Below are 16,907 nucleotides of genomic sequence, written 5' to 3'. Positions count from 1 at the left end.
CCGCCCCAATACCATACGCCGCGGTACACCTGAAACAATGTGGTGAATCTGGGGATGGGGCTGCTGCGCAGCCCAACGCGGGGCAAGCCCGCTCGCCACAACAAGCCCGCTCGCCACAATTAAGAGGCCAGGCTCTTTCTGAACCGAGCCAGTGCCACTGCAAAAAACACTAACCCAATCCCCGCCAGCGCCAGCACATCCGGCCACACCACGCTCACGCCTGCGTCCCTGAACAGAATCGCCGCGCTCAAACTCACAAAGTGTGTGGACGGCGATCCCTGCATCACCCATTGCAACCACTCGGGCATGCTGTCCAGCGGCGTGCTGCCGCCCGACAGCAACAGCATCGGGATGATCACCGGAATCGCTAGCAGCCCGAACTGCGGCGTCGAGCGGGCGAGCGTGGCGAGGAATATCCCCAACGCGGTGCTCGCAAACAAATACAGCGCGGTCACAAACAGAAACAGGCTCAAGGAGCCGGCCAACGGCACGCCAAGCAGGCCTTTGACCACCAGTTCCAGCGACAGCCACGTGCACAGCACCACCACCAGCATGTTGCTCCAGATTTTTGCCAGCATGATTTCCAGCGCGGTCAGCGGCAGCACCAGCAAATGGTCGAGGGTGCCGTGCTCGCGTTCGCGCAGCAGCGCGGTGCCGGTCAGCACAATCGCGAGGATGGTGATGTTGTTGACGATCTGGATCACCGCCAGAAACCAGCCGCCTTCCAGGTTGGTATTGAACAGCGCGCGGGTAGTCAGCAGCGCAGGCGCCTTTTGGCTGGCGTCGGTTTGGCCGCTGTAGTTGAGCAATTCGCGCTGGAAAATCCTGCCGATGTAACCTGCGCCCATAAACGCCTGGCTCATCGCCGTGGCATCCACGTTGACCTGCACACCCGGCTGGCGCCCGGCCAGCAGGTCGGCCTGGAAATTGGCCGGCACGTTGATCACGAACGTGTACTCGCCGCTGTCCATGACCCTGTCCAGTTGGTCGTAGGCCAGCGGTGCAGGCGGCTGGAATTCGGGCGGTTGCAACGCCTCGGCCATTTGCCGCGAGAGCGCGCTGTGGTCTTCATCAACAAAGGCCAAGCTGGCGTTGTGCACGCCAATCACCGAACCGGCGGCGGGCATGTAGATCGCGACGGTGAAGGCGTAGGCCAGAAACAGCAGCAATACGCTGTCATGGCGCAGGCTGGTCAATTCCTTGAGGCCCAGGCGCAGGATATGAGCGAGCTTGTGCATCACGCCTCCTGCTTCTTGAGCATGATCAGGCTCAGGCCGGTGAACCCGACGAAAAACCCGAACAGCGCCAGGCATTGCGGCCACAACTGGCGCAGGTCGAGGGCCTTGGTGAAGGTGCCCACGGCGATGTCGAGAAAATGCCCGGCGGGAAACAGCATGCCCATCAGCGCGGCGGCGCCTTCCAGGGATGAGCGCGGCACGATCAGCCCGGAGAACTGGATGGTCGGCAGGCTGGTGATGATCATGGTGCCCAGGATTGCCGCGATCTGCGTGCGTGTGAACGCCGAAATCAGCAAGCCCATGCTGGTGGTGGACAACACATACAACAGGCCGCCGAATGCCAGCGCCAGGCCGCTGCCCTTGAATGGCACGCCGAACAACCAACGGTTCATGACCACCAGCAACGCCAGGTTGACCAGGCTAACGGCCAGGTACGGCGCCTGCTTGCCCAGCAGAAATTCCAGGCGGGTCAGGGGCGTGGCATAGAAGTTGGTGATCGAGCCCAGCTCTTTTTCGCGCACGATGCCCAGTGCGGTGAGCATCGCCGGGATAAACGCCAGGATCAGCGCCATCACGCCGGGGCCGATGGCATTCACGCTGACCACGTCCTGGTTGTAGCGAAAGCGCGTTTCCAGCTTGGCGGCAGCTTGAGTGCTGCGGGGCAGGCTGCTCAGTTCGGCGAGTTGCTGAAGGTTGCCTTGATGGACGGCTTCCACATAGTTACGGCTGGTTTCCGCGCGAAACGGCATGCCGCCGTCGATCCATGCGGCCACGGTGGGTTGGCGGCCGGCGTACAGGTCGCGGCCAAAACCCGGCGGGATTTCCAGGGCCAATTTGATTTCCGAGCGTTGCAGGCGCCGGTGCAGTTCGCTCGCATCGCGAATCGGCGCCTGCTCGGCGAAGTAGCGCGAACTGCGGAAGGCTTCGAGGTAGGCGCGGCTTTGCGGGGTCTGGTCCTGGTCGTAGACGGCGAAGGCGAGGTTTTCCACGTCCAGGGAAATGCCGTAGCCGAAGATCACCATCATGAACATCGCCCCGAGCAGGGCAAAGGCCATGCGCACTTTGTCGCGCAGCAGCTCCTTGCCTTCGCGGCTGGCCACGGCCAATAGCCGAGAAAGACTGAAACCACGCTTGCTCACGGGCGGCGCACTGGTTTCGCTGACGGTGCTGCTCGGTGCTGCGGGTTCGGGAGCGCCTTGAGCTTGCTCCAGGCAGGTGACGAACGCGGCTTCCAGGGTGTCGCCGTGAAATTGCTGTTGCAGGGCGTCGGGTGTGTCGCACGCCAGCACTTTACCCGCGTGCATCAGAGAGATGCGGTCGCAGCGCTGGGCTTCGTTCATGAAATGGGTGGACAGGAAGATCGTCACGCCTTGTTCGCGGGACAGCTCGATCAGCAGCCGCCAGAAGTCATCCCGCGCTGCCGGGTCGACGCCCGAGGTGGGCTCATCGAGGATCAGCACTTCCGGGCGATGCAGCACCGCCACGGCCAATGACAGGCGTTGGCGCAGGCCAAGGGGCAATTCGCCGGAAGGCTGCTCGGCCACCTCGCCGAGGTCGAAGCGCTGAATCAACTCATCGATACGCGGGCCGCTGTCGGCCTTGGGCAAATCGAACAGCTGCGCGTGCAACACCAGGTTCTGGCGCACGCTGAGTTCGCCGTACAGCGAGAAACTTTGCGACATGAACCCAACGCGCTTGCGGGTCGCCAGGTCCTTGGCGTTCACCGGGTTGCCGAGCAGCGTGGCACTGCCCTCGGTGGCCGGCATCAGCCCGGTGAGGACCTTCATCGTGGTGGTTTTGCCGCAGCCGTTGGAACCGAGAAAGCCGAAAATCTCACCGCGGCCAATGGCGAAACTGACCTTGTTTACCGCCGTGAAATCGCCAAATCGCAGGGTCAGCTCGTGGGCTTCGATGGCGATATCGGTGTTGGCGCTTTCGCGCGGCGGGATCACCAACGGCTGATTGTTGTGGGCGCTGTCGCCCTGGAAGTGAGTAAAGGCTTCATCGAGTTTGCCGCTGGGTGTCGCGGCTGCCAATTCGCGGCTCAGGCCATCGGCGATGAGTGTGCCGCGATCGAGCATCAGGCAATGTTCGAACTGCTCGGCTTCTTCCATGTAGGCCGTTGCCACCAGCAGCGTCAGTTGCGGGCGCTCGCGGCGTACGCTGTCGACCAGTTCCCAAAAACGTCGGCGCGACAGCGGGTCGACGCCGGTGGTGGGCTCGTCGAGGATCAACAGGTCCGGGTCGTGGATCAGTGCACAGCACAGGCCGAGTTTCTGTTTCATGCCGCCGGACAACTTGCCGGCCGGGCGCTCGGCGAAGCGTGCAAGGTCGGTGGCCAGCAGCAGGTTATGCATGCGCTGTTCGCAATCGGCTTTCGACAGACCGAACAGCGTGGCGAAGAAGCGGATGTTCTCGCTGATGGACAATTCCGGATACAGGTTGCCGCCCAGGCCTTGGGGCATGAAGGCAATACGCGGGTACAGGCTGTTGCGGTGGCGGCGATCCTCGATGGAGCCGCCGAGCACTTCCAGCTGGCCGTCTTGAAGTTTTTTAACCCCGGCGATCAACCCCAGCAAGCTCGATTTGCCCGCGCCATCCGGACCGATCAGCCCGCAGCGCGTGCCGGCGGGCAGGCTGAAGGCAATGTCGATCAGTGCCTGTTGCTTGCCGTAGCGATGGTTGATGCCCGTGGCGTGCAGCGCCAGGCCGGTCATTGCAGGTTGGCCGGCCAGTCGATATCTGCCGTGCGCACGTAGCCGGCGCCGGGCATGCCCGGTTTGGCTTGCGGTACGGCACTGGGTTGGGTCAGACGCAGCTTGACGCGAAACACCAGCTTCTGGCGTTCGTCGCGGGTTTCCACTTCCTTGGGCGTGAACTGCGATTTAGCCGCGACAAAGCTGATTTTGGCCGGCAGCGGTTGTTGGGGCAGGGCGTCGAGCAGGATGCGCGCGTCACTGCCGACGGTCAGGCGACCGGTGACGGAGGCGGGCAGGTAGAGGTTCATGTACTGGTCGTTCGGATCAATCAGCAGCAACACGCGACCGCCGGCGCCGAGCACTTCACCTGGCTCGGCCAGGCGCAATTGGATAATGCCGTCGATGGGCGCGCGCAGGCTGCTGTCGTCGATTTCGCTGGTGAGCTGCGCAACCTGGGCCTGTGCGGCGCCGATGGCAGCCTTCACCGAGTTGACCTGGGCTTGCGCGGCGATCACCGCGGCATTACCGGTGTTTTGGCGTGCTTGCTGTTGGTCAATCAACTGGCTGCTGGCGAAGCCGCGCTTGTACAGCTCCTGGGTGCGCTTGAGTTCCTGATTGGCCAGCAACTGCTCGCTTTGGCGCAACTGCACATTGGCCTCGGCGGCGGCGAAGTTTTCCCTGGCGCGCAGCACCTCGGCTTCGGCCTGGGCGCGCTGGGCTTCGAGGGTGCGGGTGTCCATGCGCGCGAGCAATTGGCCCTTGAGCACTTTGTCGCCTTCATCCACGCGCACTTCGGCCAGGCGCCCGGGGATCTTCGCGGCGATCTGTACTTCGGTGGATTCCAGGCGGCCATTGCCCATGTTCAAACCTTCGGGCAGGCGGTCCTGGGTTGATCGCCAGTAACCGAAGCCGCCTGCGCCCAGTAACAGGACGATCAGGGCAACGGCGAAAAGGCGCGACATATGATGGTTCGTAGACATGGCTGCATCCTGCGGCATTAGCGTCCTAGTTTGACCGATAGCGCCGGAGCGGCCGTTGATACCGGTCAAATGAAGCGCAAGCCTAACCCGCATGGCACGCAGATGCATGCGCCAGAAGTGTGACCGCAGGGTTCTGCCCTTTCAGCGCAGTGCCAGCACCGCCGCCCACTGCTCGGCGGTCACCGGCATCACCGACAGTCGGCTGCCTTTTTGCACCAAAGGCAATTCGGCGAGGGCGCTTTGTTGTTTCAGATAGCCCAGGCCCAGCACTTTTGCGAAGGTCTCGACGTGGGCCACGTTGATTGCACTCCACGGGTTTTTCTCCGGGCTGGCCTTGGCGTCGAAATAGTGGCTTTGCGGCTCCAGCGCTGTCGGGTCCGGGTAGGCTGCCTCGACGATCTTGCCGATCCCGGCAATGCCGGGCTCGGGGCAGCTGGAATGGTAAAAGAAAAACTCGTCACCGACGGCCATGGCGCGCAGGAAGTTGCGTGCCTGGTAATTGCGCACGCCGTCCCAGCGAGCTTCGCCGAGCGTTTCCAGGCCCTTGATGGACAGTTCGTCGGGCTCGGATTTCATCAGCCAGTAGGCCATTGTTGGGCTCCTGAAAAAGGCATTGGGCAAGTTGTCGGGCAATTCCATGACAAACCGACAGTCGGTTGGCGCCAAGGTTTGCGTGTTGGTTCACGTTACCGCAGAATGCGCGCTTTTAAGCTTGGCGCAGCTGCAACGGACTACTTTGGAACGTTGTTGTCATCGTGTACGAGGTGCCTGAAGGGGGGCAATCGATGCAACGTAAACCGGATTTACTATGGATTTTGGTTATTTTGTTTGGTCTGGGCGTCGTGACCACCGGGTATGCCCAGAGCTTGTGGTCGAACAAGACCGATTCGCCGGTTGAGCTGGCTCAGCAGCAGCCGCAACCGTTCAAGCGTTAATACTGTTTAAGGCGTCGCTGGTTCCAGCGACGTTTGTGCGACATACCACTGCTTATCCGTGACGGTGCCCGCCAGCGGCACATCCCAGCTTGCCTGCGCCAGGCGCTCGACTTTCTGACATTCATGGGCCAGCCCCAGCAGCGCTGGCGCGCGCCAACTCTGGCGCCTGGCGAGGTAGGCCAGGCTGCGGTCGTAAAACCCACCGCCCATGCCCAGACGCCCACCCACATCATCGAACCCCACCAGCGGCAGCAACACCAGGTCGAGTGCCCAGACGCGGCGCTGGCGATTGGCATTCACTTGCGGCTCCAGGATACGAAAACGGTTGGGCGACAACTTATCCCCAGGCCGCACGCGCTGGAACACCATCTTGGTTCGCGGCCAGGCACTGAGCACTGGCAGGTAAGTGGCCTTGCCCCGGCGCTGAGCGGCGCGCAGCAGCAGGCGCGGATCGATTTCACCGTCCGTCGGTAGATATAAGGAAATATGTTTGGCCCGGCGAAACAGCGGGTGCTGTGCCAGTTGCCGATACAGGCCAAGGGCGGCCTTGCGCTGCTCGCTCGGCGTCAGTTCGCGGCGGGCTTTGCGCAACATGCGTCGAAGTTGCGGACGGGAAAGCGGCGCAGGTTCGGTCATGGTTTTTCGGCTCATAAAACAATGCCAGTCCGAGGACTGGCATTGAGTTTGGAATTCAGGCTCCCCGACAGAGCCGCTGTCGACTTAGCCCTTGAACCCGAAAGTTCAAGGTGGAAGATGCAGTAGGCTTTAAGGCTTTCCGTCTAGCGGACATGCACACCAGCCCAACGTGCAACTTCCAGGGTAGTGCGAATCGGCTCAGGGACATCGCCGACTGGCAAACACGCCAGGGAGTGGGGCGAGTATACCTTAAACAGACTCGGCAATCAGCCCTTGGGTGGCTCTGGATCGGTAGAAAGTACCAGATCAACCCGTTCCAGCAGGTCGCGCACTTGCTCGCGCGTCGAACCACTGGCCTGCACGTCAGGCCGTTCCTGCTTATGCAACAAATCGTGGGTAATGTTCAGCGCGGCCATCACGGCGATACGATCGGCGCCGATGACTTTGCCGCTGCTGCGGATTTCACGCATCTTGCCATCCAGGTAGCGGGCAGCACTCACCAGGTTGCTGCGTTCTTCCTGGGGGCAGATGATCGAATATTCTTTGTCGAGGATCTGCACGGTAACGCTATTGCTTGAACTCATGAGTCTTGCTCCAGGGCCTTCAGGCGCGAAATCATCGATTCGACCTTACGCCGGGCGATTTCGTTTTTTTCAATGAGGTGAGCGCGTTCCTCGCGCCAGGTCTTTTCCTGAGCTAATAGGAGTCCGTTTTGACTCTTAAGTTGCTCGACCCGATCAATTAGCAATTCGAGTCTGGCCATCAGCGCTTGCAGGTCGGTGTCTTCCATTGGGTTCCACTGGATTTGTCTGATGAATGGCAACTGCAGGATAAACGATCTGACGCCCTCGATAGTCTTGGTACGTCTGCCGGTGCTAGGATACAGCGCTTCATTCTAGACATTGCGCCGTCTGGCGCCTAGCTCACCATGCCTATTCAGAACTCCCCGTACGACGCTTTTTCCAAACTGCTGAGCACCAGCGGTCATCCTTGCTCGCCTGCCGAACTGCACGGCGTACTGTTGGGCCGCAGCTGCACCGGTGTTGGCTTTGATGCCGACAATTGGCTGGCTGATGTGGCCGAGCTGCTGGAAACCGAGCCGACCGAGAACGTGCGTAACGCGCTGATCGGCCTGCAAGAGATGGTCAAAGGCGAGCTGACCGGTGATGACGTCACCGTGGTCCTGCTGCTGCCGACCGACGACGCGCCGCTCACCGAGCGCGCCGCCGCGCTGGGCCAATGGTGCCAGGGTTTCCTCCACGGTTTCGGCGTGAACGCCGGCGGCCTGGAACTGAGCACCGACGCCAAGGAAGTGCTGCAGGACCTGGCGGCCATTTCCCAGGTGCAAGACGCCCTGGAAGAGTCCGAAGACGGCGAAGGCGATTACATGGAAGTCATGGAATACCTGCGCGTCGCGCCGCTGCTGCTGTTCACCGAGACCAAGAAAGCCGCTGAGCCAGCCGCACCCAAGCCGTCGCTGCACTAAGAAAGGAAGCCCATCTGCCCATGATCCATATCCCGAAAGCGGAATACACCCGTCGCCGCAAGGCGCTCATGGCGCAGATGGAACCCAACAGCATCGCAATTCTGCCGGCCGCCGCCGTGGCGATCCGCAACCGTGATGTCGAGCATGTTTACCGCCAGGACAGCGACTTTCAGTACCTGAGCGGCTTCCCTGAACCGGAAGCGGTGATCGTGCTGATGCCCGGTCGCCAGCACGGCGAGTACGTGCTGTTCTGCCGCGAGCGCAATGCCGAGCGCGAATTGTGGGACGGCCTGCGTGCGGGCACCGAAGGCGCGATCCGTGACTTTGGCGCCGACGATGCCTTCCCCATCACTGACATCGACGACATCCTGCCCGGCCTGATCGAAGGCCGTGACCGGGTGTATTCGGCCATGGGCAGCAACGCCGAATTCGACCGGCACGTGATGGAGTGGATCAACGTGATCCGCTCTAAAGCGCACCTGGGCGCCCAGCCACCGAACGAGTTTGTTGCCCTGGATCACCTGCTTCACGACATGCGCCTGTATAAATCGGCGGCAGAAGTGAAGGTGATGCGCGAGGCCGCGCGAATTTCCTGTGCGGCGCACGTCAAGGCGATGCAGGCCAGCCGCGCCGGGTTATATGAGTTCAGCCTCGAAGCCGAGTTGGATTACGAATTCCGCAAGGGCGGCGCGAAAATGCCGGCCTATGGCTCCATCGTCGCTGCCGGGCGTAACAGCTGCATCCTGCATTACCAGCAGAATGACGCCGTGCTCAAGGACGGCGACCTGGTGCTGATCGACGCCGGTTGCGAGATCGACTGCTACGCCAGCGACATCACCCGCACCTGGCCGGTCAACGGCAGGTTTTCGCCCGAGCAAAAGGCGATCTACGAGATTGTGCTGGCCTCCCAGGAAGCCGCCTTTGCCGAGATCGCGCCGAACAAACATTGGAACCAGGCCCACGAGGCAACGGTGCGCGTCATCACCGCCGGGCTGGTAAAACTGGGACTGCTGCAAGGCGACGTCGACGAGTTGATCGCCAGCGAAGCCTACCGCGCTTTTTATATGCACCGCGCCGGCCATTGGCTGGGCATGGACGTGCATGATGTGGGCGAATACAAAGTGGGCGGCGAATGGCGGGTGCTGGAAGTCGGCATGGCCTTGACCGTGGAACCCGGCATCTATATTTCGCCGGACAACCAGAACGTGGCGAAGAAATGGCGTGGCATTGGCGTACGCATCGAGGACGACGTGGTAGTGACCAAGCAAGGCTGTGAAATTCTGACCGGCGGCGTGCCCAAGACCGTCGCCGACATCGAAGCGCTGATGGCGGCTGCCCGATGAGCCGGGTCAATCTGGCCATCATCGGCGGCGGACTGGTAGGCGCCAGCCTGGCGTTGGCCTTGCAGGCGGGTGCCAAGGCGCGGGGTTGGAAAATCGTGCTGATCGAACCGTTTGCGCCAGGCGACAGTTACCAACCGAGCTACGACGCGCGTTCTTCGGCGCTGTCCTATGGCGCTCGGCAGATTTATCAGCGTTTGGGCCTGTGGCAGGCCATTTCCCGCCGCGCCGAGCCGATCAAACAGATTCACGTGTCGGACCGAGGCCGCTTCTCCACTGCGCGCTTGTCCGCCATGGAGGAGGGCGTGCCGGCCCTCGGCTACGTGGTGGAGAACGCCTGGCTCGGCCAGTGCCTGTGGCAAGGTTTGGACAAAGAAGTGGTCAGTTGGCGCTGCCCGGCCGAAGTCACCCGCATGGAGCCACTGCCCGACGGTTATCGCCTGACGCTCAACGACGAAACCGTGCTGGAATGCGACCTTGCGGTATTGGCCGATGGCGGCCGCTCCGGTTTGCGCGAGCAATTGGGCATCGGCGTCAAAACCCGGCCCTACAACCAGAGCGCGCTGATCGCCAACATCACCCCAAGCGAAGCGCACAACGGCGAGGCGTTCGAGCGCTTTACCGACGAAGGCCCAATGGCCTTGCTGCCGCTGCCGGACAACCGTTGCGCGCTGGTGTGGACGCGCATCGGCATGGACGCCCAGCGCCTGGCCAACCTTGATGAACGCAGTTTCCTGAGTGAATTGCAGGGCGTGTTCGGCTACCGCCTGGGCACGCTGAAACAAGTCGGCGCCCGCCATTTGTACCCGCTGACGCTGGTGGAGGCCGAAGAGCAAGTGCGCTCGCATCTGGCGATCCTCGGTAATGCCGCCCACAGCCTGCACCCGATTGCCGGGCAGGGTTTCAACCTGTCCCTGCGCGACGCGAACGCCTTGGCCGAGGCCTTGCTGGCCGGGCCGGCAGTGCCGGGCGACCTGGCAACGTTGCAGCGCTATCGCGAGCGCCAGCGCCAGGACCAGCAACTGACCGTAGGTTTTTCCGATCAAGTGACCCGACTGTTTGGCAGCGCGCAACCGTTAGTGGCATTGGGCCGTAACCTGGGCCTGCTGGGCCTGGATTTGTTACCGCCCGCCAAACGCTGGTTCGCCCGTCAGGCCATGGGCCTGGGCACACGCCCTGATGCTTAACTGGCTGACCCGGCGCCTGGGCAAGGCGCGGCTGTTGCGCTGGGTGCTGTCCCTGTACCCGCCGTACCTGGGCGCGGGAATTCGGGTGCAGGCACTCAGCGCCGATTTTCGCCACGCCAAGGTGCGCATGGGCCTGGGCTGGTACAACCGCAATTACGTCGGTACGCAATTTGGCGGCAGCCTGTATTCGATGGTCGATCCGTTCTACATGTTGCTGTTGATGGAGAACCTGGGGCGCGACTACATCGTCTGGGACAAAGCTGCGAGCATCGACTTCGTGTCGCCGGGCAAAGGCCCGGTCTACGCTGAGTTTTCCATCGACGAGGCCTTGCTGGACGAGATTCGCCGGCAAACCGAAGGCGGCGAGAAGTATTTGCCCCTCCTCAAAGTACAGATTCATGACGGCTCCGGCACTCTGGTGGCGCGGGTCGACAAAACCCTTTACGTGCGGCGCAAGCCGCCAGCAAAGCAGGCTTAAAGCATGGACATGCGCGCAGATGTGCTGATTGTCGGGGCCGGAATGGTCGGAAGCGCCCTGGCGCTGGCGTTGCAGGGCAGTGGCCTGCAGGTGCTGCTGCTCGATGGCAGCCCGCTGAGCGTCAAACCGTTCGACCAGGATGCGGCCTTCGAACCCCGCGTGAGCGCCTTGTCGGCCGCCAGCCAGCGCATTCTGGAGCGCCTTGGCGTGTGGGATGGCATCGTCGAACGGCGCGCCAGCCCTTACGGTGAAATGCAGGTGTGGGACGGCAGCGGCACCGGGCAGATCCATTTTTCGGCAGCCAGTGTGCATGCCCAAGTGCTCGGGCATATCGTCGAGAACCGGGTGGTTCAGGATGCCTTGCTCGACCGCCTGCACGACTGCGACCTGGGCCTGCTGGCCAACGCGCGCCTGGAGCAGATGCGTCGCTCCGGCGATGACTGGCTGCTGACCCTGGCCGACGGTCGCAAATTGCGTGCGCCGCTGGTGGTGGCCGCCGACGGCGCCAATTCCGCCGTGCGCCGCCTGACCGGCACTGCCACGCGTGAATGGGATTACCTGCACAACGCCATCGTCACCAGCGTGCGCAGCAACCAGCCGCACCAGCGCACGGCGTGGCAACGCTTTACCGATACCGGCCCGCTGGCGTTTTTGCCGCTGGTGCGCGATGGGCAAGAGGATTGGTGCTCGATCGTCTGGTCGACCACGCCGACGGAGTCCGAACGCTTGATGGCGCTGGACGACGAAAGCTTCTGCCGTGAACTGGAGCGCGCGTTTGAAGGGCGCTTGGGCAATGTGATCAGCGCCGACCCGCGCGTATGCGTACCGCTGCGCCAGCGCCATGCCAAGCGCTACGTGGCCGAAGGCCTGGCGTTGATTGGCGATGCCGCCCATGTGATCCATCCATTGGCCGGGCAGGGCGTGAACCTGGGTTTTCTTGACGCGGCGGTGCTGGCCGAGGTGCTGTTGGCTGCGACCGAGCGCGGCGAACGCTTGGCGGATGTGAAGGTGCTGAGCCGCTACGAGCGTAGACGCATGCCGCATAACCTGGCACTGATGGCGGCGATGGAGGGCTTTGAACGCTTGTTCCAGGCTGACCAACTGCCATTGCGCTGGTTGCGTAATGCAGGCTTGAAACTGGTCGACCAGATGCCCGAAGCCAAGGCCGTGTTTGTGCGCCAGGCCCTCGGGCTGACGGGCGACCTGCCAGACCTCGCAAAGCCCTGAATTGAAATATGCCCCCTGTGGGAGGGGGCTTGCCCCCGATGAGGCCAGCCCATTCGGCGCAAATCCCAACTATGCAACATCTGGTAACGCCTCCAGCAAGCGCTACCAAATGTGAGTCCTTATCATTTGCCCTCTTTTTGCAAATGAGAGACCGCACCCATGTTGGCACCCAAACGCCTCCTGACTGCCCTGGCACTCACCCTCATCGGCAGCACCACCGTGCAGGCAGCCGACGAAGTCGTGGTCTACTCCTCGCGCATCGATGAACTGATCAAACCGGTGTTCGACGCCTACACCCAGAAGACCGGCGTGCGGGTGAAGTTCATCACCGACAAGGAAGCGCCCTTGATGCAGCGGATCAAGGCCGAAGGCGAAAACGCCACGGCTGACCTGCTGCTCACCGTTGATGCCGGCAACCTCTGGCAAGCCGAACAAATGGGCATCCTGCAGCCGTTCACCTCTGCGGTGATCGACAAGAATATTCCCCTGCAGTACCGCTCTTCCAACCATGCGTGGACCGGCTTGAGCCTGCGCGCGCGGACCATTGCCTATTCCACCGACCGGGTAAAACCCGGTGACCTGACCACCTACGAAGCGCTGGCCGACAAGCAATGGGAAGGGCGTCTGTGCCTGCGTACGGCGAAGAAGGTCTACAACCAGTCGCTGACCGCCACGCTGATCGAAACCCATGGCGCGGCCAAGACCGAAGAAATCGTCAAGGGCTGGGTCAACAACCTGTCTACCGACGTGTTCTCCGATGACATCGCCGTGCTCGAAGCGATCAACGCCGGGCAGTGCGACGTGGGCATCGTCAACACCTACTACTACGGCCGCCTGCACAAGCAGAAACCGGACCTTGCGGTGAAGCTGTTCTGGCCGAACCAGGGCGACCGCGGCGTGCATGTGAACCTGTCGGGCATCGGCCTGACCAAACATGCGCCGCACCCGGAAGCCGCCAAGGCCTTGGTGGAATGGATGACCACGCCTGAGGCGCAGAAGATCTTTGCCGATGTGAACCAGGAGTTTCCAGCCAACCCCGCCGTGCCGCCATCGGCGGAAGTCGCGACCTGGGGCAAGTTCGTGGCCGATACCCTGCCGGTGGAAGTGGCCGGTAAACGTCAGGCTGAGGCTATTCGCCTGATGGATCGCGCTGGCTGGAACTGAGTAAAGATCTAACTGTGGGAGCGACCTTGTGTGGGAGCTGGCTTGCCTGCGATAGCATCACCTCGGTGTGACTGACACACCGAGGTGCCTGCATTGCGGGCAAGCCCGGCCCCACACAACCCTCTCCCACAGTGTTAGCCGCGACTTCAAAACCATCATTTCCAGAGAGCTTTTCCTTGGCCCACCCCGCCCAACGTCGCTGGTACCTGCCGGTTTTCACCGTCGCCGCCCTGGTGCTGCTGCCGCTGAGCGTGTTGTTGCTGTCCTGGCAGAGCATTGACCAGCAAATCTGGTCGCACCTGTGGGAAACCCAGATGCCCCGCCTGCTGGGCAACACCCTGACCCTGGTGCTGGGCGTTGGTACCGGCGTGACGCTGTTGGGCGTAAGCCTGGCCTGGCTGACCAGCCTCTGCGAATTCCCGGGGCGGCGCTGGCTCGACTGGGCGTTGATGCTGCCCTTCGCAATTCCGGCCTACGTGCTGGCCTTTGTGTTTGTAGGCCTGCTGGATTTCGCGGGGCCGGTGCAAACCCTGCTGCGCGAAGGGTTCGGCAACGGCTTGCGCCTGCCACGCGTGCGCTCTACCAGCGGCGTGATCATCGTGCTGGTGCTGGTGTTCTATCCCTACGTCTACCTGTTGGCGCGTACTGCATTTTTGGCGCAGGGCAAAGGCCTGATGGAAGCGGCGCGGGTGCTCGGTCAATCGCCATGGCAAGCGTTCTGGCGTGTCGCATTGCCCATGGCGCGGCCGGCGATTGGTGCCGGCGTCGCCTTGGCATTGATGGAAACCCTGGCGGACTTCGGCGCTGTCTCGGTGTTCAACTTCGACACCTTCACCACGGCCATCTACAAGACCTGGTACGGCTTTTTCAGCCTTTCCAGCGCCGCCCAACTGGCCAGCCTGTTGCTTCTGGTGGTGATGCTGGTGCTGTACGGCGAACGACGCGCCCGAGGCGCCAGCCGCCCGAGTAATGAGCGGCCACGCGGCAAGGCGTTGTACCACCTGCGCGGTTTCAAGGCGGCGGCAGCCAGCACGTGGTGTGGCTTGGTGTTCGCCTGCGCCTTTGTCATCCCGATGCTGCAACTGGTCGCCTGGTTCTGGCAACGTGGCCGGTTCGACCTGGATGAGCGCTACAGCGGCTTGATCATCCATACCCTCTACCTGGGTGGCATCGCGGCACTGATTACAGTCAGCGTGGCGTTGATATTGGCCTTTGCCAATCGCCTGGCGCCCACGCGGGCGATCCGCTCCGGGATCAGCCTGGGCAATGTCGGCTATGCCTTGCCGGGTTCGGTGCTGGCGGTGTCGATCATGCTGGCGTTCAGCTACCTGGACCGTGAGCTGGTGGTTCCTTTGTCGAGTTGGCTCGGCGGCGCGGGCAAGCCCCTGTTGCTGGGCAGCCTGTCGGCGTTGGTGCTGGCGTATCTGGTGCGTTTCCTGGCAGTGGCCTACGGGCCGTTGGAAAACAGCCTGGCGCGAATCCGTCCCTCGTTGCCGGAAGCAGCGCGCAGCCTCGGCGTGAGTGGACCGCGACTGTTTTGCAAAGTGTATCTGCCGCTGTTGCTGCCGGGGACGTTGAGCGCGGCGCTGCTGGTGTTTGTCGATGTGCTCAAGGAAATGCCTGCGACCCTGCTGATGCGCCCGTTTGGCTGGGACACCCTGGCCGTACGAATTTTTGAAATGACCAGCGAAGGGGAATGGGCGCGAGCCTCATTACCCGCACTCACGTTGGTGTTGGTGGGCCTGTTGCCGGTGATCGGCCTGATTCGACGCTCCGCTCGGCAAATCGGTTAGGTGCCAGTCCTACGGCTTGCGGCTACAATGCGCGGCATTCGGTGCGCTCCGTCCTTCGGATCGAGTCGCTGTATGTCGCTGCAGGCCTTGTAGTCAGAGGTGTTGAGCGCAAACAGCAGCTCTGTGCATCTTCGCCAATCCCGGAAGGAGAAACCCATGGGACAGCGTACGCCTCTGTATGACCTGCATCTCGCCCTCGGCGCGAAAATGGTCGATTTTGGCGGTTGGGATATGCCTCTGCACTACGGCTCGCAAGTTGAAGAACACCATCAGGTGCGACGCGACTGCGGGGTGTTTGACGTATCTCATATGACCGTGATCGATGTCACAGGCCTTCAGGCCAAGGAATGGCTCCAGCACCTGCTGGCCAATGATGTCGATCGTTTGCATGGCTGCGGCCGTGCGCTTTACAGCGCCATGCTCAACGAGCAGGGCGGCGTGGTGGACGACATGATCGTTTACCGCACCGAGACCGGTTATCGGCTGGTGGTCAACGCCGCTACGCGTGATCAGGACATGGCCTGGATGCAAGCACAGCTGGGCGACTACGCGGCGCAGCTGCATGAGCGGCCAGAATTGGCCATGCTCGCCATTCAAGGCCCGCACGCCCGGCAGAAAATCGCCGAGCTGGTCACGCAGGCCCGCGGCACGCTTATCCACCAGCTCAAGCCCTTTGAAGGCCAGGCCGATGGCGATTGGTTTATCGCCCGCACGGGTTACACCGGCGAAGACGGTCTGGAAATTGTCCTGCCGGCCGAGCAGGCTCCGGGCTTTTTCAACGATCTGGTAGGGGCCGGTATTTCACCCATCGGCCTTGGCGCCCGCGATACGCTGCGCCTCGAAGCCGGCATGAACCTGTACGGCCAGGATATTCACCAGGACGTTTCGCCTCTGGCGGCCAATATGGCCTGGAGCATCGCCTGGGAACCGGCTGAGCGTCAGTTCATCGGCCGCACTGCCCTTGAGGCGGAAAAGACCGCAGGTGTGCAGTTCAAATTGGTCGGGCTGGTACTGGAAGAGCGTGGTGTTTTACGCGCTCATCAGGTGGTTCGTATCGCCAATGTTGGCGAAGGGGAGATAACCAGTGGTAGTTTCTCTCCTACGCTGAGCAAATCCATTGCCCTGGCGCGCGTACCGACGGCCACCGCCGATCGGGCCGAAGTGGAAATCCGCGGCAAGTGGTACCCGGTTCGAGTGGTCAAACCGACCTTCGTGCGCCATGGCAAAACCTTGATCTAACTATTTCCGGCAGGCCTGAGGCCGCTGACATTTCTTCTTGAGGACACAGACTATGAGCGATATCCCTGCCGACCTGCGTTTTGCCGAAAGTCACGAGTGGGCCCGTCTGGAAGCCGACGGCACCGTGACCGTCGGTATCTCCGACCATGCTCAGGAAGCTTTGGGTGATGTGGTGTTTGTTGAGTTGGCCGAAGTCGGCGCCAAGTTTGACGCTGAAGGCCAGGCTGGTGTGGTTGAGTCTGTGAAAGCCGCTTCGGATATCTACTCACCGGTTGCTGGCGAAGTGATCGCCGTTAACGAGGAACTGAGTGGCAGCCCTGAACTGCTGAACTCCGACCCGTATGGCGCCTGGATCTTCAAGCTCAAGCCAAGCAACCCGGCTGACCTGGAAAAACTGCTTGATGCTGCTGGCTACAAAGCGGCCATCGGCGAGTAAACGCGAGCCGTTGGAACAGCACAAATCAATGTGGGAGCTGGCTTGCCTGCGATAGCATCACTGCGGTGT

The 16,907-nt window shown here is 62.0% G+C and carries 17 protein-coding genes and 1 other RNA gene; 10 read left to right on the top strand and 8 right to left on the bottom strand.

What is annotated here, in order from left to right; all coding sequences use genetic code 11:
* Positions 1 to 119: 119 nt before the first annotated feature.
* The 4 genes from ABWL43_RS28025 to ABWL43_RS28010 form a co-directional block, all read right to left on the bottom strand.
* A complete protein-coding gene (locus ABWL43_RS28025; RefSeq protein ID WP_404485835.1) occupies positions 120 to 1,238 on the bottom strand; it encodes an ABC transporter permease in 1,119 nt (372 codons plus the stop codon).
* Positions 1,238 to 3,955 carry a ribosome-associated ATPase/putative transporter RbbA gene (rbbA, locus tag ABWL43_RS28020; protein ID WP_404485832.1) on the bottom strand — a complete coding sequence of 906 codons (2,718 nt, stop codon included), beginning with the start codon at positions 3,953 to 3,955 and terminating at the stop codon, positions 1,238 to 1,240. Before rbbA ends, ABWL43_RS28025 begins: the two co-directional genes overlap by 1 nt.
* Complete coding sequence (locus ABWL43_RS28015) at positions 3,952 to 4,917, bottom strand: HlyD family secretion protein (RefSeq protein ID WP_404485829.1); 966 nt, start codon at positions 4,915 to 4,917, stop codon at positions 3,952 to 3,954. Before ABWL43_RS28015 ends, rbbA begins: the two co-directional genes overlap by 4 nt.
* A gap of 141 nt (positions 4,918 to 5,058) precedes the next feature.
* Positions 5,059 to 5,508 carry an EVE domain-containing protein gene (locus ABWL43_RS28010; RefSeq protein WP_404485826.1) on the bottom strand — a complete coding sequence of 150 codons (450 nt, stop codon included), beginning with the start codon at positions 5,506 to 5,508 and terminating at the stop codon, positions 5,059 to 5,061.
* 194 nt (positions 5,509 to 5,702) lie between these two features.
* On the opposite strand from ABWL43_RS28010, the gene ABWL43_RS28005 reads away from it, so the two are divergent.
* Positions 5,703 to 5,852, top strand: a complete 150-nt coding sequence (locus ABWL43_RS28005) for a hypothetical protein (protein ID WP_242199722.1) — start codon at positions 5,703 to 5,705, stop codon at positions 5,850 to 5,852.
* Between the two features lie 6 nt (positions 5,853 to 5,858).
* Here ABWL43_RS28005 and ABWL43_RS28000 read toward each other — a convergent pair whose 3' ends face one another.
* From ABWL43_RS28000 to ABWL43_RS27985, 4 genes are all read right to left on the bottom strand, one after another.
* Positions 5,859 to 6,488: a 5-formyltetrahydrofolate cyclo-ligase gene (locus ABWL43_RS28000; RefSeq protein ID WP_145158576.1), complete on the bottom strand. Its 630-nt coding sequence runs from the start codon at positions 6,486 to 6,488 to the stop codon at positions 5,859 to 5,861.
* Between the two features lie 57 nt (positions 6,489 to 6,545).
* Positions 6,546 to 6,724: non-coding RNA, 6S RNA (gene ssrS, locus ABWL43_RS27995), on the bottom strand.
* 30 nt (positions 6,725 to 6,754) lie between these two features.
* The gene (locus tag ABWL43_RS27990) at positions 6,755 to 7,072 is read right to left on the bottom strand and encodes a cell division protein ZapA (protein WP_003213956.1); all 318 of its coding nucleotides are present in this window, start codon (positions 7,070 to 7,072) and stop codon (positions 6,755 to 6,757) included.
* Positions 7,069 to 7,278 (bottom strand): TIGR02449 family protein, encoded by a 210-nt coding sequence (locus tag ABWL43_RS27985; protein WP_003177365.1) that lies wholly within the window; start codon positions 7,276 to 7,278, stop codon positions 7,069 to 7,071. Before ABWL43_RS27985 ends, ABWL43_RS27990 begins: the two co-directional genes overlap by 4 nt.
* Positions 7,279 to 7,416: 138 nt before the next feature.
* On the opposite strand from ABWL43_RS27985, the gene ABWL43_RS27980 reads away from it, so the two are divergent.
* The 9 genes from ABWL43_RS27980 to gcvH all read left to right on the top strand — a co-directional run bounded on the left by ABWL43_RS27980 (position 7,417) and on the right by gcvH (position 16,838).
* Positions 7,417 to 7,974 carry a YecA family protein gene (locus tag ABWL43_RS27980; protein ID WP_106575774.1) on the top strand — a complete coding sequence of 186 codons (558 nt, stop codon included), beginning with the start codon at positions 7,417 to 7,419 and terminating at the stop codon, positions 7,972 to 7,974.
* Between the two features lie 20 nt (positions 7,975 to 7,994).
* Complete coding sequence (gene pepP / locus ABWL43_RS27975; protein ID WP_106575773.1) at positions 7,995 to 9,317, top strand: Xaa-Pro aminopeptidase; 1,323 nt, start codon at positions 7,995 to 7,997, stop codon at positions 9,315 to 9,317.
* The gene (gene ubiH / locus ABWL43_RS27970; protein WP_262207138.1) at positions 9,314 to 10,501 is read left to right on the top strand and encodes a 2-octaprenyl-6-methoxyphenyl hydroxylase; all 1,188 of its coding nucleotides are present in this window, start codon (positions 9,314 to 9,316) and stop codon (positions 10,499 to 10,501) included. Before pepP ends, ubiH begins: the two co-directional genes overlap by 4 nt.
* Positions 10,494 to 10,979: a DUF4442 domain-containing protein gene (locus ABWL43_RS27965; RefSeq protein WP_145157949.1), complete on the top strand. Its 486-nt coding sequence runs from the start codon at positions 10,494 to 10,496 to the stop codon at positions 10,977 to 10,979. The genes ubiH and ABWL43_RS27965 overlap by 8 nt, the downstream gene beginning before the upstream one ends.
* A gap of 9 nt (positions 10,980 to 10,988) precedes the next feature.
* Positions 10,989 to 12,206 (top strand): 2-octaprenyl-3-methyl-6-methoxy-1,4-benzoquinol hydroxylase, encoded by a 1,218-nt coding sequence (locus tag ABWL43_RS27960; RefSeq protein WP_262207257.1) that lies wholly within the window; start codon positions 10,989 to 10,991, stop codon positions 12,204 to 12,206.
* A gap of 159 nt (positions 12,207 to 12,365) precedes the next feature.
* Positions 12,366 to 13,370, top strand: a complete 1,005-nt coding sequence (locus ABWL43_RS27955; protein ID WP_404485819.1) for an extracellular solute-binding protein — start codon at positions 12,366 to 12,368, stop codon at positions 13,368 to 13,370.
* 176 nt (positions 13,371 to 13,546) lie between these two features.
* Positions 13,547 to 15,163: an iron ABC transporter permease gene (locus tag ABWL43_RS27950; protein WP_145157942.1), complete on the top strand. Its 1,617-nt coding sequence runs from the start codon at positions 13,547 to 13,549 to the stop codon at positions 15,161 to 15,163.
* Positions 15,164 to 15,319: 156 nt separating this feature from the next.
* The gene (gene gcvT / locus ABWL43_RS27945; RefSeq protein ID WP_262207136.1) at positions 15,320 to 16,402 is read left to right on the top strand and encodes a glycine cleavage system aminomethyltransferase GcvT; all 1,083 of its coding nucleotides are present in this window, start codon (positions 15,320 to 15,322) and stop codon (positions 16,400 to 16,402) included.
* A 52-nt stretch (positions 16,403 to 16,454) separates the two neighbouring features.
* The gene (gcvH, locus tag ABWL43_RS27940) at positions 16,455 to 16,838 is read left to right on the top strand and encodes a glycine cleavage system protein GcvH (protein WP_262207134.1); all 384 of its coding nucleotides are present in this window, start codon (positions 16,455 to 16,457) and stop codon (positions 16,836 to 16,838) included.
* The last annotated feature ends 69 nt before the right edge of the window (positions 16,839 to 16,907 follow it).

It is taken from the genome of Pseudomonas sp. HT11, assembly GCF_044875395.1.
In the GTDB taxonomy this organism is placed as follows: Bacteria; Pseudomonadota; Gammaproteobacteria; order Pseudomonadales; family Pseudomonadaceae; genus Aquipseudomonas.
This window is presented reverse-complemented; position numbering and strand designations above follow the sequence as displayed.

Excerpts from the sequence above, each read along its gene's own strand:
- ABWL43_RS27955 (WP_404485819.1), top strand. The coding sequence starts at position 12,366 with ATGTTGGCACCCAAACGCCTCCTGACTGCCCTGGCACTCACCCTCATC.
- gcvH (WP_262207134.1), top strand. The coding sequence starts at position 16,455 with ATGAGCGATATCCCTGCCGACCTGCGTTTTGCCGAAAGTCACGAGTGG.
- ABWL43_RS27985 (WP_003177365.1), bottom strand. The coding sequence starts at position 7,278 with ATGGAAGACACCGACCTGCAAGCGCTGATGGCCAGACTCGAATTGCTA.
- ABWL43_RS28025 (WP_404485835.1), bottom strand. The coding sequence starts at position 1,238 with ATGCACAAGCTCGCTCATATCCTGCGCCTGGGCCTCAAGGAATTGACC.
- ABWL43_RS27965 (WP_145157949.1), top strand. The coding sequence starts at position 10,494 with ATGCTTAACTGGCTGACCCGGCGCCTGGGCAAGGCGCGGCTGTTGCGC.
- ABWL43_RS27980 (WP_106575774.1), top strand. The coding sequence starts at position 7,417 with ATGCCTATTCAGAACTCCCCGTACGACGCTTTTTCCAAACTGCTGAGC.
- ABWL43_RS28010 (WP_404485826.1), bottom strand. The coding sequence starts at position 5,508 with ATGGCCTACTGGCTGATGAAATCCGAGCCCGACGAACTGTCCATCAAG.
- ABWL43_RS28015 (WP_404485829.1), bottom strand. The coding sequence starts at position 4,917 with ATGTCTACGAACCATCATATGTCGCGCCTTTTCGCCGTTGCCCTGATC.
- rbbA (WP_404485832.1), bottom strand. The coding sequence starts at position 3,955 with ATGACCGGCCTGGCGCTGCACGCCACGGGCATCAACCATCGCTACGGC.
- ubiH (WP_262207138.1), top strand. The coding sequence starts at position 9,314 with ATGAGCCGGGTCAATCTGGCCATCATCGGCGGCGGACTGGTAGGCGCC.
- gcvT (WP_262207136.1), top strand. The coding sequence starts at position 15,320 with ATGGGACAGCGTACGCCTCTGTATGACCTGCATCTCGCCCTCGGCGCG.
- ABWL43_RS28005 (WP_242199722.1), top strand. The coding sequence starts at position 5,703 with ATGCAACGTAAACCGGATTTACTATGGATTTTGGTTATTTTGTTTGGT.
- ABWL43_RS27990 (WP_003213956.1), bottom strand. The coding sequence starts at position 7,072 with ATGAGTTCAAGCAATAGCGTTACCGTGCAGATCCTCGACAAAGAATAT.
- pepP (WP_106575773.1), top strand. The coding sequence starts at position 7,995 with ATGATCCATATCCCGAAAGCGGAATACACCCGTCGCCGCAAGGCGCTC.
- ABWL43_RS28000 (WP_145158576.1), bottom strand. The coding sequence starts at position 6,488 with ATGACCGAACCTGCGCCGCTTTCCCGTCCGCAACTTCGACGCATGTTG.
- ABWL43_RS27960 (WP_262207257.1), top strand. The coding sequence starts at position 10,989 with ATGCGCGCAGATGTGCTGATTGTCGGGGCCGGAATGGTCGGAAGCGCC.